This window comes from Mesorhizobium sp. M0870, from assembly GCF_040319775.1.
Classification (GTDB): Bacteria; Pseudomonadota; Alphaproteobacteria; order Rhizobiales; family Rhizobiaceae; genus Mesorhizobium.
Window position 1 is genome coordinate 45,111 of record NZ_JAMYOI010000024.1, and the last position, 18,077, is coordinate 63,187.

The window sequence follows — 18,077 nt, forward strand, 5'->3', positions numbered from 1 at the left end:
GGTCACCTCATGCGCAAGAAGCTTCGCTTTCTTTCGTTCGCCGCCGTCGCGCTTCTTCTCACGGCCCAGGCCCACGCTGCCGGCTCCGGCATGCCGTGGGAACAGCCGCTGCAGCAGATTCTGGAATCGGTGCAGGGGCCGGTCGCCAAGATCCTCGCGGTGATCATCATCATCACCACCGGTCTGACCCTTGCCTTCGGCGACACGGCGGGCGGTTTCCGCCGGCTGATCCAGATCGTCTTCGGCCTGTCGATCGCCTTCGCGGCCTCGAGCTTCTTTCTTTCCTTCTTCTCCTTTGGCGGCGGGGCAGTCGTCTGATGAGCACCGAAGAGCAGCATATCGAAGGCTTCGAGGTTCTGGTCCATCGGGCGCTCACCGAGCCGATCCTGCTCGGCGGCGCGCCGCGGGCGGTGGCGATCCTCAATGGCACGGTGGCCGCGGCCATCGGCCTAGGCCTGCAGCAGTGGATTGCCGGTCTGATCCTCTGGATCGCCGGCCACACGCTCGCGGTCTTTGCCGCACGGCGTGATCCGGATTTTGCCAGCGTGCTTGTCCGTCATCTTCGTCAAAAGGGCTGGCTTGCATGCTGAAGCTTTCCGAATACCGCGGCAAAGCCGACCGGCTTGCCGACCATCTGCCCTGGGCAGCACTCGTCGCGCCCGGCATCGTGCTCAACAAGGATGGCAGCTTCCAACGGACATTGCGGTTTCGTGGCCCCGACCTTGAAAGCGCGACGGAGGCCGAACTCATCGGCATATGCGCGCGGGCAAACAATGCGCTGAGAAGGCTCGGCTCTGGCTGGGCATTATTCTTCGAGGCCGAGCGCATCGAAGCGCTGGGCTATGCGAGCTCGGCCCTTCCCGATGCTGCCTCATGGCTGATCGATGAGGAACGGCGCGCGGCCTTCCAGGGCAAGGTCGCGCATTTCGAGAGCATCTATCATCTGACCTTGGTCTTCATGCCTGGGCCCGATGGCCAAGCGCGCGCGGAAAGTGCTCTCGTCGACTCGCATGACTTGGGAGGGGAAAGAGACTGGCGCCAGGAGCTTGCCCGGTTCCGAGACGAGACTGACCGCGTTCTCGATCTTCTTTCGGGCTTCGTGCCCGAGGTGCGCGCGCTCGACGATGCCGAGACCCTGACGTACCTGCACGGCACGATCTCGACACGCCGTCATCCGGTCGCCGTGCCGGAAACGCCAATGTATCTCGACGGCGTCCTGGTTGACGCGCCGCTGACCGGCGGCCTAGAGCCGATGCTGGGCGAGCAGCATCTGCGCACGCTCACAGTTCTCGGCTTTCCGAACGTCACCCGGCCAGGAATCCTTGATGCGCTCAATAACCAGGATTTCGCCTATCGCTGGGTGACGCGCTTCATTCCACTCGACAAGGCGGAAGCCACGAAGACGCTGACTCGGCTCCGGCGGCAGTGGTTTGCCAAGCGCAAATCGATCGCGGCTATTCTGCGCGAGGTGGTGACCAACGAACCGGTGCCTCTCGTCGACAGCGACGCCGACAACAAGGCGCTCGATGCCGATGCAGCACTGCAGGCATTCGGCGGCGATCATGTCGGCTTCGGCTATCTCACCACAACGGTGACGGTGTGGGATCAGAACCGTAAAGCCGCCGCGGAAAAGCTTCGCGCCGTCGAGCGGATCGTCAACGGGCTCGGCTTCACCACCATTCGCGAAAGCATCAATGCCGTCGAAGCGTGGCTTGGTTCATTGCCGGGTCATGTCTACGCCAACGTTCGCCAGCCGCTCGTTCACACGCTTAACCTTGCCCATCTCGTGCCGCTGTCGTCCGTGTGGGCAGGTCCAGCGGAGAACGAGCACCTTGCCGAGGTCACCGGCGATCACGCTCCGCCGCTTCTTTTCGCCGAAACCAGCGGCTCGACGCCGTTTCGGCTTTCGACCCATATCGGCGATGTCGGCCACATGCTGATTGTCGGGCCGACCGGTGCCGGCAAGTCGGTTCTGCTTGCCCTGATCGCTTTGCAGTTCCGGCGCTACGCTGGCGCGCAAATCTATGTCTTCGACAAAGGCAATTCGGCCCGCGCCGCCGCGCTTGCCATGGGCGGCGACCACCATGCGTTGGGTGCGAATGGTGCGCTTGGTTTCCAGCCGCTGCGCCACATCGACGACCCGGCCACACAGAGCTGGGCGGCCGAATGGATCGCCGGCCTCATTGCCCACGAGAATGTCACCGTCACCCCGGAGGTGAAGGAGGCAATCTGGTCGGCGCTCACCAGCCTCGCCACCGCGCCGGCGCAGGAACGCACGCTGACTGGCCTGTCGGTCCTGCTTCAGTCCAATGCGCTCAAATCGGCATTGATGCCCTACACGCTCGACGGACCATTCGGCCGACTGCTCGATGCCGATGACGACCGGCTGGCCATCTCGGATGTGCAGTGTTTCGAAACCCAGGAGCTGATGCACAGCCAAGGCGCTGTGCTGCCTGTGCTCACCTATCTGTTCCATCGTCTTGAGGACCGGTTTGACGGGCGGCCGACGCTGCTCATGCTCGACGAGGCCTGGGTCTATCTCGACAACCCGCTCTTTGCCGCCCGCATCCGCGAATGGCTTAAGGTGCTGCGTAAGAAAAACGTCTCCGTCATCTTCGCGACGCAGTCGCTTGCCGACATCGCCGGCTCTTCTATCGCACCCGCAATCATCGAGAGCTGCCCGCAGCGCATTTTTCTCCCCAATGATCGTGCGGTGGAGCCGCAGGCACGGGCAGCCTATGAGCGCTTCGGTCTTAATGAGCGACAGATCGAATTGGTCGCCCGCGCCACGCCGAAGCGCCACTACTATCTGCAGTCGCGCCGCGGCAATCGCCTCTTCGAGCTCGGGCTAGGCCCGATCGCTCTTGCGCTTTGCGGCGCCTCCGACCCGGCCGCGCAGACCCTGATCGACAATATTCTTTCCGAAGAAGGGCAGGGCAGCTTTGCCGCCCGTTTCTTCAGTGCGCGCGGCCTGGATTGGGCTGCCGAGCTTCTCCAGCAATTTCCTCAACCTAACAAGGAGCAATCGTCATGATCGGACGCCGCCTTTTTACTAGCCTGGTCACCGTTTCCCTGATTGCCAAACCGATGGCTGACTACGTCCAGCCGGCCTATGCGCTCATCGTGTTTGACCCGTCCAACTATACGCAGAATGTGCTGTCGGCAGCACGCGCATTGGAGCAGATCAACAACCAAATCCAGTCGCTTCAGAACCAGGCGACCATGCTGCAGAACATGGCGCGCAACCTTCAGCGCCTGGATTTCTCTTCCGTGGGCCAGCTTACCGGCTCGCTCCAACGGATTGACGGTCTGATGACCCAGGCGAGCGGCCTGAGCTTCGATCTCGACAAGCTGCAGGACCAGTGGCGCCAGCAATATCCGGAAAGCTACGACGCCACCATCAAGGTCAGCGATGTGGCGAGCGCCGCGCGCGAGCGCTGGCAGAGCGCCATGCAGGCGTTCCGCCAGACCATGAGCGCGCAGTCGCAGATCGTCGAGAACGTGCAGGCCGATGGCGACCTGCTTACCGATCTCGTCAATCGCAGTCAGGGCGCGGCAGGTGCCCTCGAGGCAAGCCAGGCTACCAATCAGCTGATCGCGCTTTCGACCAAGCAGCAGATGCAGATCCAGACGCTGCTTGCGACCCAGTTCCGGGCCGAAGCCGAGGATGCGGCGCGCAAAGCGCAGTCTGAGGAAGCCGCTCGCGAGACGACGAAGCGTTTCCTGGGCACCGGCACGGCTTATCCCGGCAACTGAGCGGCAGTTCTTCAAGACAACGAGGAAGGCGGCGACATGAACGACCTCGGAGTCATCGATCGCTTCATGGAGACCTTTACCCGCTACATTGACAGTGGGTTCGGTCTGCTTTCGGGCGACGTCGCCTTTCTCACTACCATTCTGATCGGCATTGACATCACGCTCGCGGGCTTGGTCTGGGCGTTCGGCGGCGAGCCCAACATTCTCGGCCGGCTTGTTCGCAAAGTGCTCTATGTCGGCGCCTTCGCCTTCGTCCTGAACAATTTCAAGAACCTCGCCGACATAATTTACCGCTCCTTTGCCGGTCTCGGCATCAACGCATCGGCCGGCAACCTGTCCGCCGACAGTCTCCTGCGGCCAGGCCGCATTGCCGCGGCCGGCTTCGAGGGCGCCTGGCCGCTCCTCAATCAAGCGAGCCAGCTAGTAGGCTTCCCCGAGATCTTCGGTAACGCGCTCACCATCTTCGTGCTGCTTCTGGCCTGGTTCCTGGTCCTCATCGCCTTCTTCATTCTTTCCATCCAGCTCTTCATCACCATCCTCGAGTTCAAGCTCACCACGCTGGCCGGCTTCGTCCTGGTGCCCTTCGCGCTCTGGAACCGTTCGGCGTTTCTGGCCGAGCGCGTGCTCGGCAATGTGATTTCGTCGGGCATCAAGGTGATGGTGCTTGCCGTCATCGTCGGCATCGGCTCCACGCTCTTTGGCGAGTTCGCTTCCGCCCTGCAGGGCCAGGAGCCGGACCTGGCGGCGGCCATGTCTCAGGTGCTGGGTGCGCTGGCGCTGCTTGGGCTCGGCATTTTCGGCCCCGGGATTGCCTCGGGTCTCGTTTCCGGCGCGCCGCAGCTTGGCGCCGGCGCGGCACTTGGAACAACGGCGGCCGCAGCTGGATCAACGCTCGTTGCCGGAGGCGCTGCGTTTGCCGGCGCGCGCATGGCAACAGGCGGCGGCCTCGCCGCAGTCCGTGCCGGCGCCGCCATGGGGTCCGCTGCCACCGTCGCCTGGCAAACGGGGCGCGCGACATCGCCCGAGTCCGGGCTGTCCGGGGTAGCTGCTGGGCTGCAGGGGGTTGCGAGTGCCGCTAGCGGCGCCGCGATGCGGGGAATGCGATCCGCAGCAGAACCATTCCGCCGTAGTGCCGACGCCGGTCGCGATGCCGGCTGGATGACCGGCGGCATGCCGACCAGCTCGATGAGCGGAAGCTCTCCAGTTGTAGCTCCCGCGGCCGCGCCTGCCTGGGCAAGGCGTCTGCGTTCCGAACAGACCGCACGCGCCCATCGCAATGCTGCCACGCAGGCGGTGCGCGATGGAGATCGGGGCGGAAGCGGCGCCAATCCCTCCCTCAATGACAAGGAAGACTAGATGCTCTTCAAGCGACCCGTTCAGCGTTATGGAAAGACGCCCGAACCCGTAACACCCTACCAGAAGGCCAGCCAACTCTGGGATGAGCGCATCGGCACGGCGCGCGTCCAGGCCAAGAACTGGCGCTTCATGGCCTTTGGCTGCCTGGCTCTGACGACGGGGCTTTCCGGTGGGCTTCTGTGGCAGTCGATGCAGGGCCGCGTCGTGCCTTATGTCGTCGAGGTCGACCGCTTTGGCGAGGCGCACGCGGTCGGGCCGGCAGTCCAAAACTACCAGCCCGACGATGCCCAGATCGCCTGGCATCTCAGCCGCTTCATCCAGAATGTTCGTTCGGTTTCCACCGATGCGGTTCTGGTGCGGCAGAATTGGCTGTCGGCCTACGACTTTGCCACCGACCGAGCGGCGCTCTTCCTCAACGAATATGCCAAGGCGAACGACCCTTTCGGCCAAATCGGCACGCGCAGCGTGTCAGTACAGGTGACCAGCGTGGTCAGGGCTTCCGACAGCTCGTTCCAGGTCAAATGGACCGAGCAGGTGTTCGAGCGCGGCAGCCTCGCCAGCACGACGCGCTGGATCGGGATCCTCACCATCCTCATCCGCCCGCCTAGGACAACCGAGCAGCTGCGCAAGAACCCGCTCGGCGTCTTCATCAACGCCATCGACTGGTCGCGCGAGCTCGACAGCGCCGCGCCAACCCCCGTTTCCCCTAAGGAGCCCGCCAATGACAAATAGAGCCCCATTGCTTCGTGCTGCCTTGATCCTGTCGGCGTCTGTTGCGGTTCTTTCGGCCTGTGCCTCGAAGCCAGTGCCGCCGCCTCAGATTTCCTATGACCACGAGGACTTCAAACCAGCCGCGATCGAGAAGGCGCCGGAGAAGCCGGTCAAGGTCGTGGAAGTGCCGAAACCGTTACCGTTGCCTGGTCAGTTGATGCCCGCACCCGGCAAGCCCGCCCCAGATAAGCGCTCGCCGGAAGAACAGGTCGCCGATGCCAACAAGGCGGCGACGCAACAACCCACCAAGTTTGGCTATGTCAATGCGGTGCAGGTTTACCCCTTTGCCGACGGCGCGCTCTACCAGCTCTACGCCGCGCCGGAGCGCGTCACCGATATCTCATTGCAGCGGGGCGAGAAGCTGACCTCGGTCTCAGCCGGCGATACGGTCCGTTGGGTGATCGGTGACACCGTTAGTGGCTCAGGCGATGACCAGCGCACTCATGTGCTGGTGAAGCCATTCGCGCCGGGGCTTGCCACCAATCTGGTCATCACGACGGACAGGCGATCCTATCACCTGCAGCTTCAAAGCACTGAGAAAACTGCCATGGCGGCGCTCTCCTGGATTTACAGCGAAGACCAACTCGTGGCGCTTCGGCGGCGCAACGCTCAGGCAGAGGCTGAAATGCCCGCGGCCTCGAACGTAGCACTCGAAAACATCCGCTTCCGCTATTCGATCACCGGCGACACGCCGCCGTGGAGACCGACGCGCGCCTTCGATGATGGCAGCAAGGTCTACATAGAGTTCCCGAAGCGCATTGATCAGGGCGAGGCGCCACCGCTCTTCATCGTCGGTGCTGACGGGGACAACCAGCTCGTCAACTATCGGATGCACGGCAACTACTACATCGTCGAGCGCCTCTTTGCCGCGGCTGAACTCCGTCTCGGCGCCAAGCAGCAGCAGGTGGTGCGCATCACCAGGACCGACGGACGGCAACTGCCGCGGCGGATATCGCTCTTTTCGCGTTTTGGCAGGTGAGGGGAGGCTCATGACCGACACGTCCCGCCCCAATGTTCCGCCCAAACTCGATCCCGAACAGCTGCAGCTGCGGGCCTCACCGCGCCGGGCCGTGCGCTTCAAGCGCGGCATAATCGTCGCGATCGCAGCTGTTGGCTCCGCCACCATCTTTGGCGTCACGATGATGGCGCTGCAGGGGCCGGCACTGCGCCTGAAGCAGCAGGCTGAAGAGCTTTACAGCACCGACCGCAACCCGACCGCCGAGGGACTTGAATCGCTGCCCAAGGACTATTCCGGGAGCAAGCCGAAGGCTCCGGTGCTTGGACCGCCGCTGCCCGGGGATCTCGGCCGTCCTATTCTCGAGCACCAGCGCCAGCTGGGCATCGCACCTGGGCAAGACGTTTCCGCCGAGGCGCAGCGGCTTGCACAACAAGCGATTGAGGCGCGCGAGTCGCAAGTCCTCTTCCGCATCGAAAACCGGCCCCAGCAGACGGAAGCTTTTGGCAATGGGCAGGGCGGACGTTCGCCTTTCGAGACGGCGTCTCCGCAGCCAGATACCGAAGGCCAGCGAGCTTCCGTCGCGCCGGCCGAGGGCGACCAGAACAATCAACAGCGCAAGCTCGATTTCATCGATCAACGGAACACCGGCGGGATCTACAACCCGCATGCACTGCAGACGCCGGCTTCGCCCTATCAGATCATGGCCGGTAGCGTGATCGCTGCAAGCCTGATCACCGGCATCAATTCCGATCTGCCCGGCCTTGTCGTCGCCCAGATCACCGAGAATGTGCACGACAGCGTCACCGGCAGCATCCTGCTCATCCCGCAGGGCTCACGGCTGATCGGCACCTACGACAGCGTTGTAGCCTTTGGGCAAAGGCGCGCTCTGTTGGTGTGGCAACGCATCGTGATGCCGGACGGCTCCTCTACCGAAATCGACAATCTGCCCGTGACCGACGCGGCCGGCTATGCCGGGCTCGAGGACAAGGTGGATTTCCATACTTGGCAGTTGATCAAGGGCGTCGCGGTAGCCACATTGCTGGGGGTTGGTACCGAGTTGAGCTTTGGGGAAAATGAAAGCGACTTGGTCAAGGCAATTCGTGAATCCACCCAGCAGAACGTCAGTCAAGCGGGCCAACGGATCACTGAAAAGAACCTGAACGTCCAACCCACGATCACCGTGCGCCCTGGTTGGCCGTTGCGCGTCATCGTGCACAAGGACCTCGTGTTGCGGCCATACACGGGGTGAACAGGAGGACTTCATGGCTAACCTGAAACTCGGAAAACTTCCGGACCGGACACCTTCGAAGATCACCATCACCGTTGGCGCCGACTTGAGCCAAGCACTCAACGACTATGCCGCACTTTACCGTGAGACCTATGGCGAGTCCGAAACGGTGGCGGAACTGATCCCCTTTATGCTGGTCGGGTTCCTGGAAGGCGACCGGGCGTTTGCCAAGGCCAGAAAGGAAGGTCTGCCGGGCGCCGGCGCGTCGGAGAAACCACGAAGGCAATCATCTTCCACACTGGACAACGGTTAGCGCTTGGTGTCGTTTTGGAGCACGCTAGGTTCTTGATCCTGACCGCGTTGCCGCCGGTCCGTACTCCACCAGTTCGAGTGCCTCCTCCTTTGTGCAGGAATTCGCCTGAGCGAGTTCGAGCGCCTCTTCAAGGAAGCGATGATTGCGCTCCTGTACATCGAGGTGAGCCGGCGTCGGAAAGCACGCGACAATCCATTGCCACACGCGGTGTTGAAACGAGCCTGAAGGCATGTCTAATTCCCAGCGGCTACCTTGAGAAGACACTGAGTCTGAGGGAGATTCAAGTTTCAGGGGAACAACTAAGCCTGCTAGACAATAAGTGCATAAAAGCCGTGGCTTTTTCTTGCGGCCGGCCTCGTTCTCTTCGGACAAAAATCGATCTTGTCACGATGCCGCCAGACCGGATGCTGAATGACAGCTTCTCGCCAACAGTAATTGAATAGCGGACCAGACCGCTCCCGGCCCCGACAAGTTGTTGAGTTCTCGACCAGCGGTCATTCTCGATGGTACCGTGGCGAAAGGTCGATCGCACATTGTTGCGTGGCGCAATGATTTTATATAGGTTGGTATATGAAGGTTGCCGATATGTGAACCTATATAGCGTTAAATTGATATAGTAACGTATATTGACACCCGTCATATATGAGCCTATATCAGGCTAGCTCATACAGAAATCGTATACGCCATGAAGATCAGAACAGCTCGCGACATTGGAATCCTGATCAAGGAGGCCCGCACCCGGCGCGGCCTGTCCCAGGCTGCCTTGGCCAAGATGATCAACACCACGCAGACGTGGGTGTCGTGGATCGAGAACGGCAAGCCCAGCGCCGAGATCGGCAACGTGCTGCTGGCGCTGACCACGCTTGGTGTGGAGCTGGACTTTCAGATCCCGCCGGCGCCGACGTTGGCTGCTGATCATCATCATAATGCCGATGAACGGCATGTCGACGATGACGACGACGAGATTCCCTACAAGCTCTAGGTGACGATGATCATGGTGAACCCCATCGACACCCTCGACGTCTATATCGCTGGCAGACCGGTTGGGTGGCTCCACCACCTGCAGGGCGGCAAGCTTTCGTTCTCCTATCACCAGGCATGGATGGAGGGCCGGGTGGCGATCCCGCTCTCCCTGTCCATGCCGACGATCACCAGGACATACGAGGGCAAGGTCGTCGAGGCATTCCTCTGGGGTCTGCTGCCGGATAATGAGCAGACCCTCGCCAGATGGGCGCAGAGGTTCCAGGTCTCCGCGCGAAACCCGTTTGCCCTGCTCAAGAATGTCGGCCGCGACTGCGCCGGCGCCGTCCAGTTCCTTCCTCGTGGCGACCAGGTCTCCCGCGGCGAGAACGTGGAGTTGCTCACCGAGGCTCAGATCGGCGACCGCCTGCGCGACCTGCGCAAGGATGGTGCAGCGACCCGGCGAATCGGCGATCCTGGTCAGTTCAGTCTCGCTGGTGCGCAGGCAAAGACGGCGTTCCATTTCGACAAGGGCAGCAATCGCTGGGGGATCCCTCTAGGCGACACGCCCACGACACACATCTTCAAGCCGCCTTTGCCGCACTTGCACGGGCATACCGAGAACGAGCATTTCTGCCTGCAGCTTGCATCCAAGCTCGGCATGGACGCTGCACATAGCCAGGTTCTCGACTTCGCAGGCGAAAAGGCGATCGTTATCGAGCGCTACGACCGCCGCAACATCGACGGCAAGACCATCCGCATCCATCAGGAGGACATGTGCCAGGCCCTGTCGGTGATGCCGACGCTCAAGTACGAGAACCAGGGTGGGCCAGGTATCACGACGATCTCCAGAAAGGTGCTGTCGGCCTCCCTCGACCCCGTCCAAGACCGTCAGATCTTCATGGCCGCGAACGTCTTCAACTGGATCATCGCCGGCACGGACGCGCATGCAAAGAACTACTCGATGCTGCTCGGTGCCCAGGGCGAGGCCCGCCTAGCTCCGCTCTACGACATCTCCTCCATTCTGCCGCACCTCGGGGGAGAGATCCAATCTGAGATGCGCGACCTTAAACTGGCGATGAAGATCGACAGAGTCTATCCCATCGAGGAGATCATGCCGCGCCACTGGGGGCGCTGTGCGTCCTCAGCAAAGGTTGGCAGCGAGTACACGGTGCGGACAATCCGCCATCAGCTCGCGGTGATGCCCGATATGGCATCGGAGTGCGCCCAAGAGCTTCGCCAGGAGGGGATCATCCATGAGATCGTTGGTCGCCTCGTCGACGCGATCGCGACGCGCATCAAGGGCTTGTCCCGGATCTATGGAGAGGAAGGTTGTGGAGGTTAAAGTCGGGCGGGGATAGCGGATCCACGGACTAATGCCGGCGAAAGGACGGACCGCACACTGCCCACGGGATTCTCGCTCTAATAGCGCCCCGGCTCCGGGCCGGGTAGATGGCCGGTTTCGGAACCGGCCATCGGCAGCTTGAATGACGGAAATGGGGTCGGCTGCAGAACGGCAGCTTCCCGCCGAACGCGGTCAACTTTCTCTCCAGGAAATCTGACAATGCGGGCCTACGATTTGGCGTCGAGTTGTGGCGTTTTTCGACGGTCAGTATGATTTCCGGCGGTTGGAGATTTGTATCGGCGTTTGATGAACGGCCGCTGTTGGGTTCAAAGTGGATGGTCGCGTTGGTGTGTGGACAGCAGGCTTGCGGCGTCCCTCGATTGAGATCACCCGCAGGTTTTTGCTCTTGAGTTCATCCAGATAATCGGCCCACCACTGCATCATCTTGACGCGCTCGTCCCAATGCTCTGCCCGGGCGTAGGCGCGCCGAACGTCGTTGTTCTCAATGTGGGCCAGCTGCCGCTCTATCGCGTCCGGATGCCACTTGCCGCATTCGTTCAGCAGAGTTGATGCCGTTGCTCGAAAACCATGCGCGGTTGCTTCTTCCTTGCCGTAACCCATACGGCGCAGCGCGGCGTTAAGCGTGTTATCGGAAATCGGACGCGAAGCCGATCGAACACTAGGAAACAGCAGCGATCCACCACCAGAGATTTCCCTCAGTGAAGTCAGGACGCTGATCGCCTGCTTTGACAGGGGTGTGCGGTGCGGACGTCGCATTTTCATGCGTGCTTCAGGGATGGTCCATACCGAGCTTTCAAAATCGAACTCTTCCCATTCAGCGGAGCGAAGCTCGCCGGGGCGGGGAAACATCAGAGCCATCAACTTCAGACCGGCTCGGGTTGTAGGCTGTCCGTCAAATGCATAGATCGCCCTCAGCAAACCGCCCAAGGCCTTCTGATCGGTAATCGCGGCGCGAGGCGTTACCGTCGGACTGATGAGTGCGCCTCTGAGGGCGAAGGTCGGATCTGTCTCGGCGCGTGCGGTGGCGATTGCGTATCGAAACACGCTGCCGATGGTGGAGCGCAGTCGCCTGGCCGACTCGTATCGACCGCGAACCTCAACGCGACGGAGGGCGGCAAGGATGGTGGCCGTATCGATCTCCCGAATGCACTTATCGCCGATAATCGGATAGGCAAAGTCGAGCAGCCATTTGACCTTGCTGATCGTCCGGTCGGCACGTCCCTCCTTCTTTAGCTTGTCGACATATTCGTCCGCGATTGAGCGAAAGGAGTCCTTAGCCGAATCGGCCTTCCGCAAGCTGCGTTCCTTTCCAGGGTCGACGCCAGCTAGCAGGAGCCTTTTAGCATCATCGCGCGCCTCCCGTGCCTCGGCGAGAGAGATAAGGGGATAGCTGCCCAGCGCGAGCAGTTTCTGCTTGCCCTCAAAGCGGTAGGCGACCCGCCAGAGGCGAGAGCCCGTGGGCTGTACCCATAGCTGCAGCCCGCCTCCGTCAGATAATTTCACGAGTTTGGAAGCAGGGCGGGCGTTTCGACATTTCACGTCGGAGAGGGGCATTCGTCAGGTCTCCCTTGGCTGTTTCGATACCATCAGGATGTCGAATACCAACGGAAATACCATCCCCCCGCCTCGTTGGACCAAATGCGCCCGAAGCGCTCCCTGTCCCGCTAAATTGCGCAAGGCGACCGCAAAAGATCAACAATTCCAGTCGCTTGCAGAAATTGCAGCGTAGAAGGTTCGGCGAAAGGGAGTGTCGGGAGAAGAGGGGATGGTGCCCAGAGGCGGATTCGAACCACCGACACGCGGATTTTCAGTCCGCTGCTCTACCAACTGAGCTATCTGGGCCTGTTCCGGCAAACGAAAACGCGTTGACCGGATTTCATCGAGGCGCCGTGGGCGCCCCTTGAAAGCGCGTGGGTTATAGCACGGGAATTCGGCCTGTCCAGCGCCTAGTGGGCGATTTCGGGCAGGAAAAGCGATGCCGTGCGGTGCCCCGGTTTCCATGCCGCTTGCAGGCCGGAATCGGGCACGGCATGGCACGATGCGGCCTTCGCCATCCCTGTCCGTGCCGCTATTGCCGGCTGACATGCCGTGGCACTGCCTTTAGCCGGCGATCGAGGCGCACCAATGCATTTGCGGCTCAGACGCGCCACTGGTCGCCGCCGCCTATCTGACGCCGGTCACGCCGCGGCGAAAATCGGAGGGCGACATGCCGGCGAGCTTGCGGAACGACTTGTTGAAGGCGCTGAGCGAGCCGAAGCCTGAATCCATGGCGACGCGCAGCACATTGGCGTCCTGATGCATCAAAAGCGCCTGCGCATAGCTCAGCCGCAACAGATTCACATACTCGTTGAGCGTCATGCCGGTGGATTTCTTGAACAGGCTCATGGCATATTTGGGATGGATGTCGGCGGCCGCCGCGATGTTCACGCAATCGATGTCGTAGAGGAAGTTTTCGGCGATGAAATCGCACATGCGTCCGACATTGCGCGACGATTGCTGGTCGAAGGGGCTGCCTGTTTCCTGGTCGGTCGGAGTTGCGGATACCAGCCGGTAGGGCTCGAACCGCACCCGCTCCAGCCGCAGCAGCAATTCGTTGACGGCATGTTCGGCCTTGGCCTGGTCGCCGGACCGGGCGTAGCGGTTCCAGCGCTCGAAATTATGGTTGTCGGACTGGTCGGTGGCTGATGTCACCAGTGTCGCGCCGGTCATCAGCCGGTGCCTTATATCGGTGGGCAGGTGCAGCCGGAAGAAGTGCACCAGTGGCAGATGCGCCCCGGCATAGATGGCGTCGTCGGACAAATCGTCCATCTGGTGCGGCAGGCCACCCCAGAACAGGCACATCTCGCCGGCCGAAAGCGAAATCTCGTGGTCGTTCATGAGGTAATGCACGCTGCCGCGCACGATGAAATTAACCTCGACCTGGGCGTGCCAGTGCGGCTTGAGCATCACCAGCGGATTGGTGTGAAACATCTGCAGGAGCAGCGGCAGGCCTTCCACGCTGCTGGCCCCAGGCTGGTAGAACGGCCGTTCAGGCATCTTACTTTCCGCCAATTTCATATTCCCTTTGACGGCGACAGGCCTTGCCCACTGCATAGTCTAGCCACGCTCACAGTGAGAGAGCAAATGAATGGGAGGATTTCAATGCGCATCACAATGACCTGCGCCGCGCTCGCGCTTGCCCTGGGCTCAGCCCCGGCCTTCGCGCAATCCGGCGAAATCACCATCTGGAGCTGGAATGTCGCGGCTTCATCGCTGAAGGCGACCATTGCCGGCTTTAACAAGCAATTTCCCGACGTCAAGGTCACGGTCCAGGATCTCGGCAACCAGCCAACCTACGACAAGTCGATCGCCGGCTGCGCCGCCGGCGGCGTAGGCCTGCCCGACATCGTCACCGTCGAGAACGGTGAGGCCGAGAATTACTGGAGCCAGTTCCCCGACTGCTTCGTCGACCTGCATACGCTGGGCTACACAGCCGACGACCAGAAAAAGTTCCCCGATTTCAAGCGCACCGAGCTGGAAGTGGGCGACAAGGCCTACGCAATGCCGTGGGATTCCGGCCCGGTGGCCGCCTTTTATCGCCGCGACTTCTACGAAAAGGCCGGCGTCGATCCGACTTCGATCAAGACCTGGGATGATTTCATCGCCGCCGGCAAGAAAATCCAGGCCGCCAACCCAGGCGTCTCGATGACCAATGCCGATTTCAACGGTGACTCGGAATTCTTCCGCATGATCTCCAACGAACAGGGCTGCGCCTATTTCTCCGAGGACGGACAATCGATCACGGTCAACCAGCCCAAATGCGTCGATGCCATGACCAAGGTCAAGGAGATGAAGGACGCCGGCATCATCTCGTCGGCCGACTGGGGCACCAAGATCACCAACAACACCGCCGGCACCGTCGCCACCCAGATCTATGGCGGCTGGTATGAGGGCACCATTCGCACCGAATCTGCCGGTGAAAACGGCAAATGGGGCGTCTATCTGATGCCGAGCCTCACCGCCGACGGGCCGCGCGCCGCCAATCTCGGCGGTTCCTCACTGGCTATCACCTCGGCGTCGAAGAACAAGGAGGCCGCCTACGCCTATCTGAAATACACGCTCGGAACCAATGAAGGCCAGATCACGATGCTGAAGGAGTTCGGCCTGGTGCCGTCCCTGATCTCGGCGCTTGACGATCCCTATGTCGCGCAAGGCCTGCCTTATTGGGGCGGCCAGGCGGTGTGGAAGGACATTCTCGGCACCTTGCCGAAGGTTGTTCCGAGCCGCGGCACGCAGTTCCAGAGCGACGCCGAAATCATCGTCCGCGCCGTGCAGACCAAGTATCTGGCCGGCGGCTACCCCGACGCCAAGACGGCACTCGACGATGCCGCAAGCCAGATCGCGGCGGCAACCGGACTGCCCGTCAAGTCATAACCTCCCAAGCCGGGTCCGGGACAGGCGTTTGCGCCGCCCGGACCTGGTCGCGGCCTGTGGGGTTCTCCCACGGGACCTGTATTTGCTGGCAAACCGGCTCCGCTGCTGCGAGGGCCATGGCCGAAGCGGCAACGAAATGAAGGAGGAGGAAGATGCGCAATCGCAACGCCACGGCCTATCGCTTCCTCACGCCCTATCTGCTGATCTTCGCGATCTTCTGGGTATGGCCGATCATCAGCTCCTTCATGATTTCCTTCCAGGCGACGCGTACCGTGCCGTGGCGGTTCGCGCCCGGCTTCAACTGGGGCCGGTTGATCGGCGATCCGGCCTTCTTCAACGCCCTGAAGAACACGCTGCTCATCCTTGTCATCCAGGTGCCGGTGATGATCTCGCTGGCGCTGGTCATGGCGGTGCTTTTGAACTCGCCGCTCTTGAAGGCGCGCGGCCTCTACCGCTTTGCCTTCTTCGCCCCGGTGGTGGTCGGCGAGGTTGCCTATTCGGCGGTGTTCCGGCTGATGTTCAACCTCGATTTCGGCATCATCAACAAGCTCCTGAACAGCATCGGCCTGCCCAAGATCGACTGGTTTTCCAACGTCACGCCGGCGATGGCGCTGATCATGATCGCGGTGACCTGGCGCTGGGCCGGTTACAACGCCATCATCCTGCTCGCCGGCATGCAGTCCATTCCCGAAGATGTCTACGAGGCGGCGACGCTCGACCGCGTCAGCAAGCTCAAGCAGTTCTTCTACATCACCCTGCCGCTGCTGAAGCCGGTCATCGTGTTCTGCCTCGTGCTGTCGATCATCGGCACCATGCAGCTGTTCACCGAGCCCTTCCTGATCACCGAGCGCGGCGGGCCGGGCGGCGGCACGGAGACGCTTGGCCTGCTGCTTTACCGCCAGGGCTTTCGGTCGCTCAATTTCGGCTACGCCTCGGCCGTGGCCTACACCATGGCCGGGCTGGCGATCGCCATCACGCTGGCGCAGCTGTGGCTGACGAGGGAACCGAAATGAGTTCGCGCTCCGCAGCCAGATTGGGACGCAGCATCGCTCTGCATCTGTTCCTGACGCCGCTGGCGCTGATCTGGCTGTTTCCGTTGTGGATGATGGTCGTGTTCTCGACCATGCCGGACAACGGCATCTTCAGCCCCGGCATCGAGCTGTTGCCGCACGGCAATTTCATCGACAATTTCAACAATCTGCAGCGTGACACCAACTTCGTCGGCGCCATCGGCATCTCGGTATCGGTGGCGGTGACTTACACATTCCTGTCGGTGCTGCTGACGTCGATGGCCGGTTGGGCTCTGGCCCGCTACCAGTTTTTCGGCAAGGGCGCGGTTGTCGCCATCATCCTCGGCACCATAACGCTGCCCTATGCGGTCGTGCTGATCCCGCAATTCATCATGGTGGCGCGCGACTTCAAGCTCGCCAACACCTGGGTGGCGCTGATCGTCCCGCCGCTGTTCAATTCGCTCGGCGTGCTGTTCATGCGGCAGAGTTTTTCGATGATGCCGGACGATCTCTTCGATGCGGCGCGCGTCGAGGGCGTCAAGGAATGGCGCATCTTCCTCTTCGTCGCGCTGCCTTTGGCGCGGCCGATGCTGGCCGCACTCGCCATCATCCTGTTCCTCGCCTCCTGGAACAATTATCTGTGGCCGCTTTTGATCAACAGCCAGCCGGGTTCGATGACAGCACCCGTAGCGCTCGGCACGCTGATCGGCCTCACCAAGGTGTCATGGGGCGGCATCATGGCGGGTGCGGTGATGCTGACGGTGCCGATGCTCGTCGTCTTCGTGCTGCTGCAGCGCCATTTCATCGCCGGCATCGCCGCCGGCGCGGTCAAGTAAGGGGCAGCATGGCAACGGTCACGCTTAACAGTGTCGTCAAGCGCTTCGGCGTCTTCGAGGTCGTCCATGGCGCGAGCATCGACATCAAGGACGGCGAGTTCGTCGTCTTCGTCGGCCCCTCCGGCTGCGGAAAATCGACGCTGCTCAGGATGATCGCCGGGCTCGAGGACGTCAGCGGCGGCGAGATCGCCATCGGCGGCAAGGTGGTCAACGATGTCGAGCCGGCCGACCGCGGCATCGCCATGGTCTTCCAGTCCTACGCGCTCTATCCGCATATGAGCGTCGAACAGAACCTCTCTTTCGGCTTGCGCATGACCGGCAATCCAAAGGCCGACACCGAACGGCGGGTGACGCGGGCGGCCGAGATCCTGCGCATCAGCGAATTGATGGACAGGCGCCCGAAAAAACTCTCCGGCGGACAGCGCCAGCGCGTCGCCATCGGCCGCGCCATCGTGCGCGAACCGCAGGTGTTCCTGTTCGACGAGCCGCTCTCCAACCTCGACGCCGAATTGCGCGTCCAGATGCGCGTCGAGATCTCCCGGCTGCACAAGGAACTCGGCACGACAATGATCTATGTCACGCACGACCAGACCGAGGCGATGACGCTCGCCGACAGGATCGTCGTGATGCGCGCCGGCCATATCGAGCAGATCGGCCGGCCGCTCGATCTCTATGACAACCCCGACAATCAGTTCGTTGCGGGCTTTGTCGGGTCGCCGAAGATGAACTTCATCAAGGGCCGGGTTGTCGGGCACGATGCGGGTGGCGTCGTGGTCGATCTGGCGGGTCAGGAGAAGACCCGCATCACGCAACCGCTGACCGGCGCTGCACCCGAAATGGGCAGCCCAAAAATCGGCAGCAAGGTCATTGTCGGCGTGCGGCCCGAACATTTCGGCAATGCCGGAGAGGGCGACGCCGACCTTGTGGTTGCCATCGACGTGGTCGAGCACCTGGGCGGCACAAGTTTCCTCTACGCAAGAACGGCCAATGGTGACGACGTGGTGATCCAGCGCGACGCGACAAAGGTCCCCGACACATCAGAGATCACCGTTTCAATCCGCAAATCCTACCTGTTCGACGAAAAAGGACTGCGGCTGCGCTGACCGGCCG

At 61.7% G+C, this 18,077-nt stretch carries 17 protein-coding genes and 1 tRNA gene; 15 read left to right on the plus strand and 3 right to left on the minus strand.

Going from position 1 to position 18,077, the window contains the following annotated elements:
* Positions 1-9: 9 nt before the first annotated feature.
* From NKH97_RS24720 to NKH97_RS24770, 11 genes are all read left to right on the plus strand, one after another.
* The gene (locus NKH97_RS24720; RefSeq protein ID WP_023669260.1) at positions 10-318 is read left to right on the plus strand and encodes a TrbC/VirB2 family type IV secretion system protein; all 309 of its coding nucleotides are present in this window, start codon (positions 10-12) and stop codon (positions 316-318) included.
* On the plus strand, positions 318-590 hold the full coding sequence (locus NKH97_RS24725; protein ID WP_023685500.1) for a VirB3 family type IV secretion system protein: 273 nt from the start codon (positions 318-320) through the stop codon (positions 588-590). Before NKH97_RS24720 ends, NKH97_RS24725 begins: the two co-directional genes overlap by 1 nt.
* Entirely contained in the window at positions 584-3,034 is a 2,451-nt protein-coding gene (gene trbE, locus NKH97_RS24730; protein WP_352798975.1) for a conjugal transfer protein TrbE, read from the plus strand. Before NKH97_RS24725 ends, trbE begins: the two co-directional genes overlap by 7 nt.
* Positions 3,031-3,756 carry a P-type conjugative transfer protein TrbJ gene (gene trbJ / locus NKH97_RS24735; RefSeq protein ID WP_023669263.1) on the plus strand — a complete coding sequence of 242 codons (726 nt, stop codon included), beginning with the start codon at positions 3,031-3,033 and terminating at the stop codon, positions 3,754-3,756. Before trbE ends, trbJ begins: the two co-directional genes overlap by 4 nt.
* A gap of 36 nt (positions 3,757-3,792) precedes the next feature.
* Positions 3,793-5,112, plus strand: a complete 1,320-nt coding sequence (gene trbL, locus NKH97_RS24740; RefSeq protein WP_023689359.1) for a P-type conjugative transfer protein TrbL — start codon at positions 3,793-3,795, stop codon at positions 5,110-5,112.
* Positions 5,113-5,844, plus strand: a complete 732-nt coding sequence (gene trbF / locus NKH97_RS24745; protein WP_023685994.1) for a conjugal transfer protein TrbF — start codon at positions 5,113-5,115, stop codon at positions 5,842-5,844. It begins immediately after the preceding gene.
* Positions 5,834-6,862, plus strand: coding sequence for a P-type conjugative transfer protein TrbG (trbG, locus tag NKH97_RS24750; protein ID WP_031245469.1), 1,029 nt, complete (start codon positions 5,834-5,836; stop codon positions 6,860-6,862). The genes trbF and trbG overlap by 11 nt, the downstream gene beginning before the upstream one ends.
* Positions 6,863-6,872: 10 nt before the next feature.
* On the plus strand, positions 6,873-8,090 hold the full coding sequence (locus NKH97_RS24755; RefSeq protein WP_023729046.1) for a TraB/TrbI/VirB10 family type IV secretion system protein: 1,218 nt from the start codon (positions 6,873-6,875) through the stop codon (positions 8,088-8,090).
* A 13-nt stretch (positions 8,091-8,103) separates the two neighbouring features.
* Positions 8,104-8,382, plus strand: a complete 279-nt coding sequence (locus NKH97_RS24760) for a DUF2274 domain-containing protein (protein ID WP_023689356.1) — start codon at positions 8,104-8,106, stop codon at positions 8,380-8,382.
* Between the two features lie 685 nt (positions 8,383-9,067).
* On the plus strand, positions 9,068-9,364 hold the full coding sequence (locus NKH97_RS24765; protein ID WP_023795665.1) for a helix-turn-helix domain-containing protein: 297 nt from the start codon (positions 9,068-9,070) through the stop codon (positions 9,362-9,364).
* Positions 9,365-9,376: 12 nt separating this feature from the next.
* Positions 9,377-10,687, plus strand: a complete 1,311-nt coding sequence (locus NKH97_RS24770) for a type II toxin-antitoxin system HipA family toxin (RefSeq protein WP_352553770.1) — start codon at positions 9,377-9,379, stop codon at positions 10,685-10,687.
* Positions 10,688-10,951: 264 nt separating this feature from the next.
* On the opposite strand, the gene NKH97_RS24775 is transcribed toward NKH97_RS24770, so the two are convergent.
* From NKH97_RS24775 to NKH97_RS24785, 3 genes are all read right to left on the minus strand, one after another.
* Entirely contained in the window at positions 10,952-12,262 is a 1,311-nt protein-coding gene (locus tag NKH97_RS24775) for a tyrosine-type recombinase/integrase (RefSeq protein WP_352553768.1), read from the minus strand.
* Positions 12,263-12,474: 212 nt separating this feature from the next.
* A tRNA-Phe gene (locus NKH97_RS24780) sits at positions 12,475-12,550 on the minus strand.
* A gap of 321 nt (positions 12,551-12,871) precedes the next feature.
* Entirely contained in the window at positions 12,872-13,765 is an 894-nt protein-coding gene (locus NKH97_RS24785; protein WP_196815295.1) for a helix-turn-helix domain-containing protein, read from the minus strand.
* A gap of 84 nt (positions 13,766-13,849) precedes the next feature.
* On the opposite strand from NKH97_RS24785, the gene NKH97_RS24790 reads away from it, so the two are divergent.
* From NKH97_RS24790 to NKH97_RS24805, 4 genes are all read left to right on the plus strand, one after another.
* Positions 13,850-15,121 carry an extracellular solute-binding protein gene (locus NKH97_RS24790; protein WP_023809274.1) on the plus strand — a complete coding sequence of 424 codons (1,272 nt, stop codon included), beginning with the start codon at positions 13,850-13,852 and terminating at the stop codon, positions 15,119-15,121.
* 152 nt (positions 15,122-15,273) lie between these two features.
* Entirely contained in the window at positions 15,274-16,134 is an 861-nt protein-coding gene (locus NKH97_RS24795) for a carbohydrate ABC transporter permease (RefSeq protein ID WP_023809272.1), read from the plus strand.
* Entirely contained in the window at positions 16,131-16,967 is an 837-nt protein-coding gene (locus tag NKH97_RS24800) for a carbohydrate ABC transporter permease (protein WP_023809271.1), read from the plus strand. Before NKH97_RS24795 ends, NKH97_RS24800 begins: the two co-directional genes overlap by 4 nt.
* Before the next feature lie 8 nt (positions 16,968-16,975).
* Positions 16,976-18,070, plus strand: coding sequence for an ABC transporter ATP-binding protein (locus NKH97_RS24805; RefSeq protein ID WP_352611466.1), 1,095 nt, complete (start codon positions 16,976-16,978; stop codon positions 18,068-18,070).
* Positions 18,071-18,077 lie beyond the last annotated feature (7 nt).

Bases quoted from the DNA above. Each gene is read 5' to 3' on its own strand.
- NKH97_RS24720 (WP_023669260.1), top strand. From the start codon at position 10: ATGCGCAAGAAGCTTCGCTTTCTTTCGTTCGCCGCCGTCGCGCTTCTT.
- NKH97_RS24725 (WP_023685500.1), top strand. From the start codon at position 318: ATGAGCACCGAAGAGCAGCATATCGAAGGCTTCGAGGTTCTGGTCCAT.
- trbE (WP_352798975.1), top strand. From the start codon at position 584: ATGCTGAAGCTTTCCGAATACCGCGGCAAAGCCGACCGGCTTGCCGAC.
- trbJ (WP_023669263.1), top strand. From the start codon at position 3,031: ATGATCGGACGCCGCCTTTTTACTAGCCTGGTCACCGTTTCCCTGATT.
- trbL (WP_023689359.1), top strand. From the start codon at position 3,793: ATGAACGACCTCGGAGTCATCGATCGCTTCATGGAGACCTTTACCCGC.
- trbF (WP_023685994.1), top strand. From the start codon at position 5,113: ATGCTCTTCAAGCGACCCGTTCAGCGTTATGGAAAGACGCCCGAACCC.
- trbG (WP_031245469.1), top strand. From the start codon at position 5,834: ATGACAAATAGAGCCCCATTGCTTCGTGCTGCCTTGATCCTGTCGGCG.
- NKH97_RS24755 (WP_023729046.1), top strand. From the start codon at position 6,873: ATGACCGACACGTCCCGCCCCAATGTTCCGCCCAAACTCGATCCCGAA.
- NKH97_RS24760 (WP_023689356.1), top strand. From the start codon at position 8,104: ATGGCTAACCTGAAACTCGGAAAACTTCCGGACCGGACACCTTCGAAG.
- NKH97_RS24765 (WP_023795665.1), top strand. From the start codon at position 9,068: ATGAAGATCAGAACAGCTCGCGACATTGGAATCCTGATCAAGGAGGCC.
- NKH97_RS24770 (WP_352553770.1), top strand. From the start codon at position 9,377: ATGGTGAACCCCATCGACACCCTCGACGTCTATATCGCTGGCAGACCG.
- NKH97_RS24775 (WP_352553768.1), bottom strand. From the start codon at position 12,262: ATGCCCCTCTCCGACGTGAAATGTCGAAACGCCCGCCCTGCTTCCAAA.
- NKH97_RS24785 (WP_196815295.1), bottom strand. From the start codon at position 13,765: ATGAAATTGGCGGAAAGTAAGATGCCTGAACGGCCGTTCTACCAGCCT.
- NKH97_RS24790 (WP_023809274.1), top strand. From the start codon at position 13,850: ATGCGCATCACAATGACCTGCGCCGCGCTCGCGCTTGCCCTGGGCTCA.
- NKH97_RS24795 (WP_023809272.1), top strand. From the start codon at position 15,274: ATGCGCAATCGCAACGCCACGGCCTATCGCTTCCTCACGCCCTATCTG.
- NKH97_RS24800 (WP_023809271.1), top strand. From the start codon at position 16,131: ATGAGTTCGCGCTCCGCAGCCAGATTGGGACGCAGCATCGCTCTGCAT.
- NKH97_RS24805 (WP_352611466.1), top strand. From the start codon at position 16,976: ATGGCAACGGTCACGCTTAACAGTGTCGTCAAGCGCTTCGGCGTCTTC.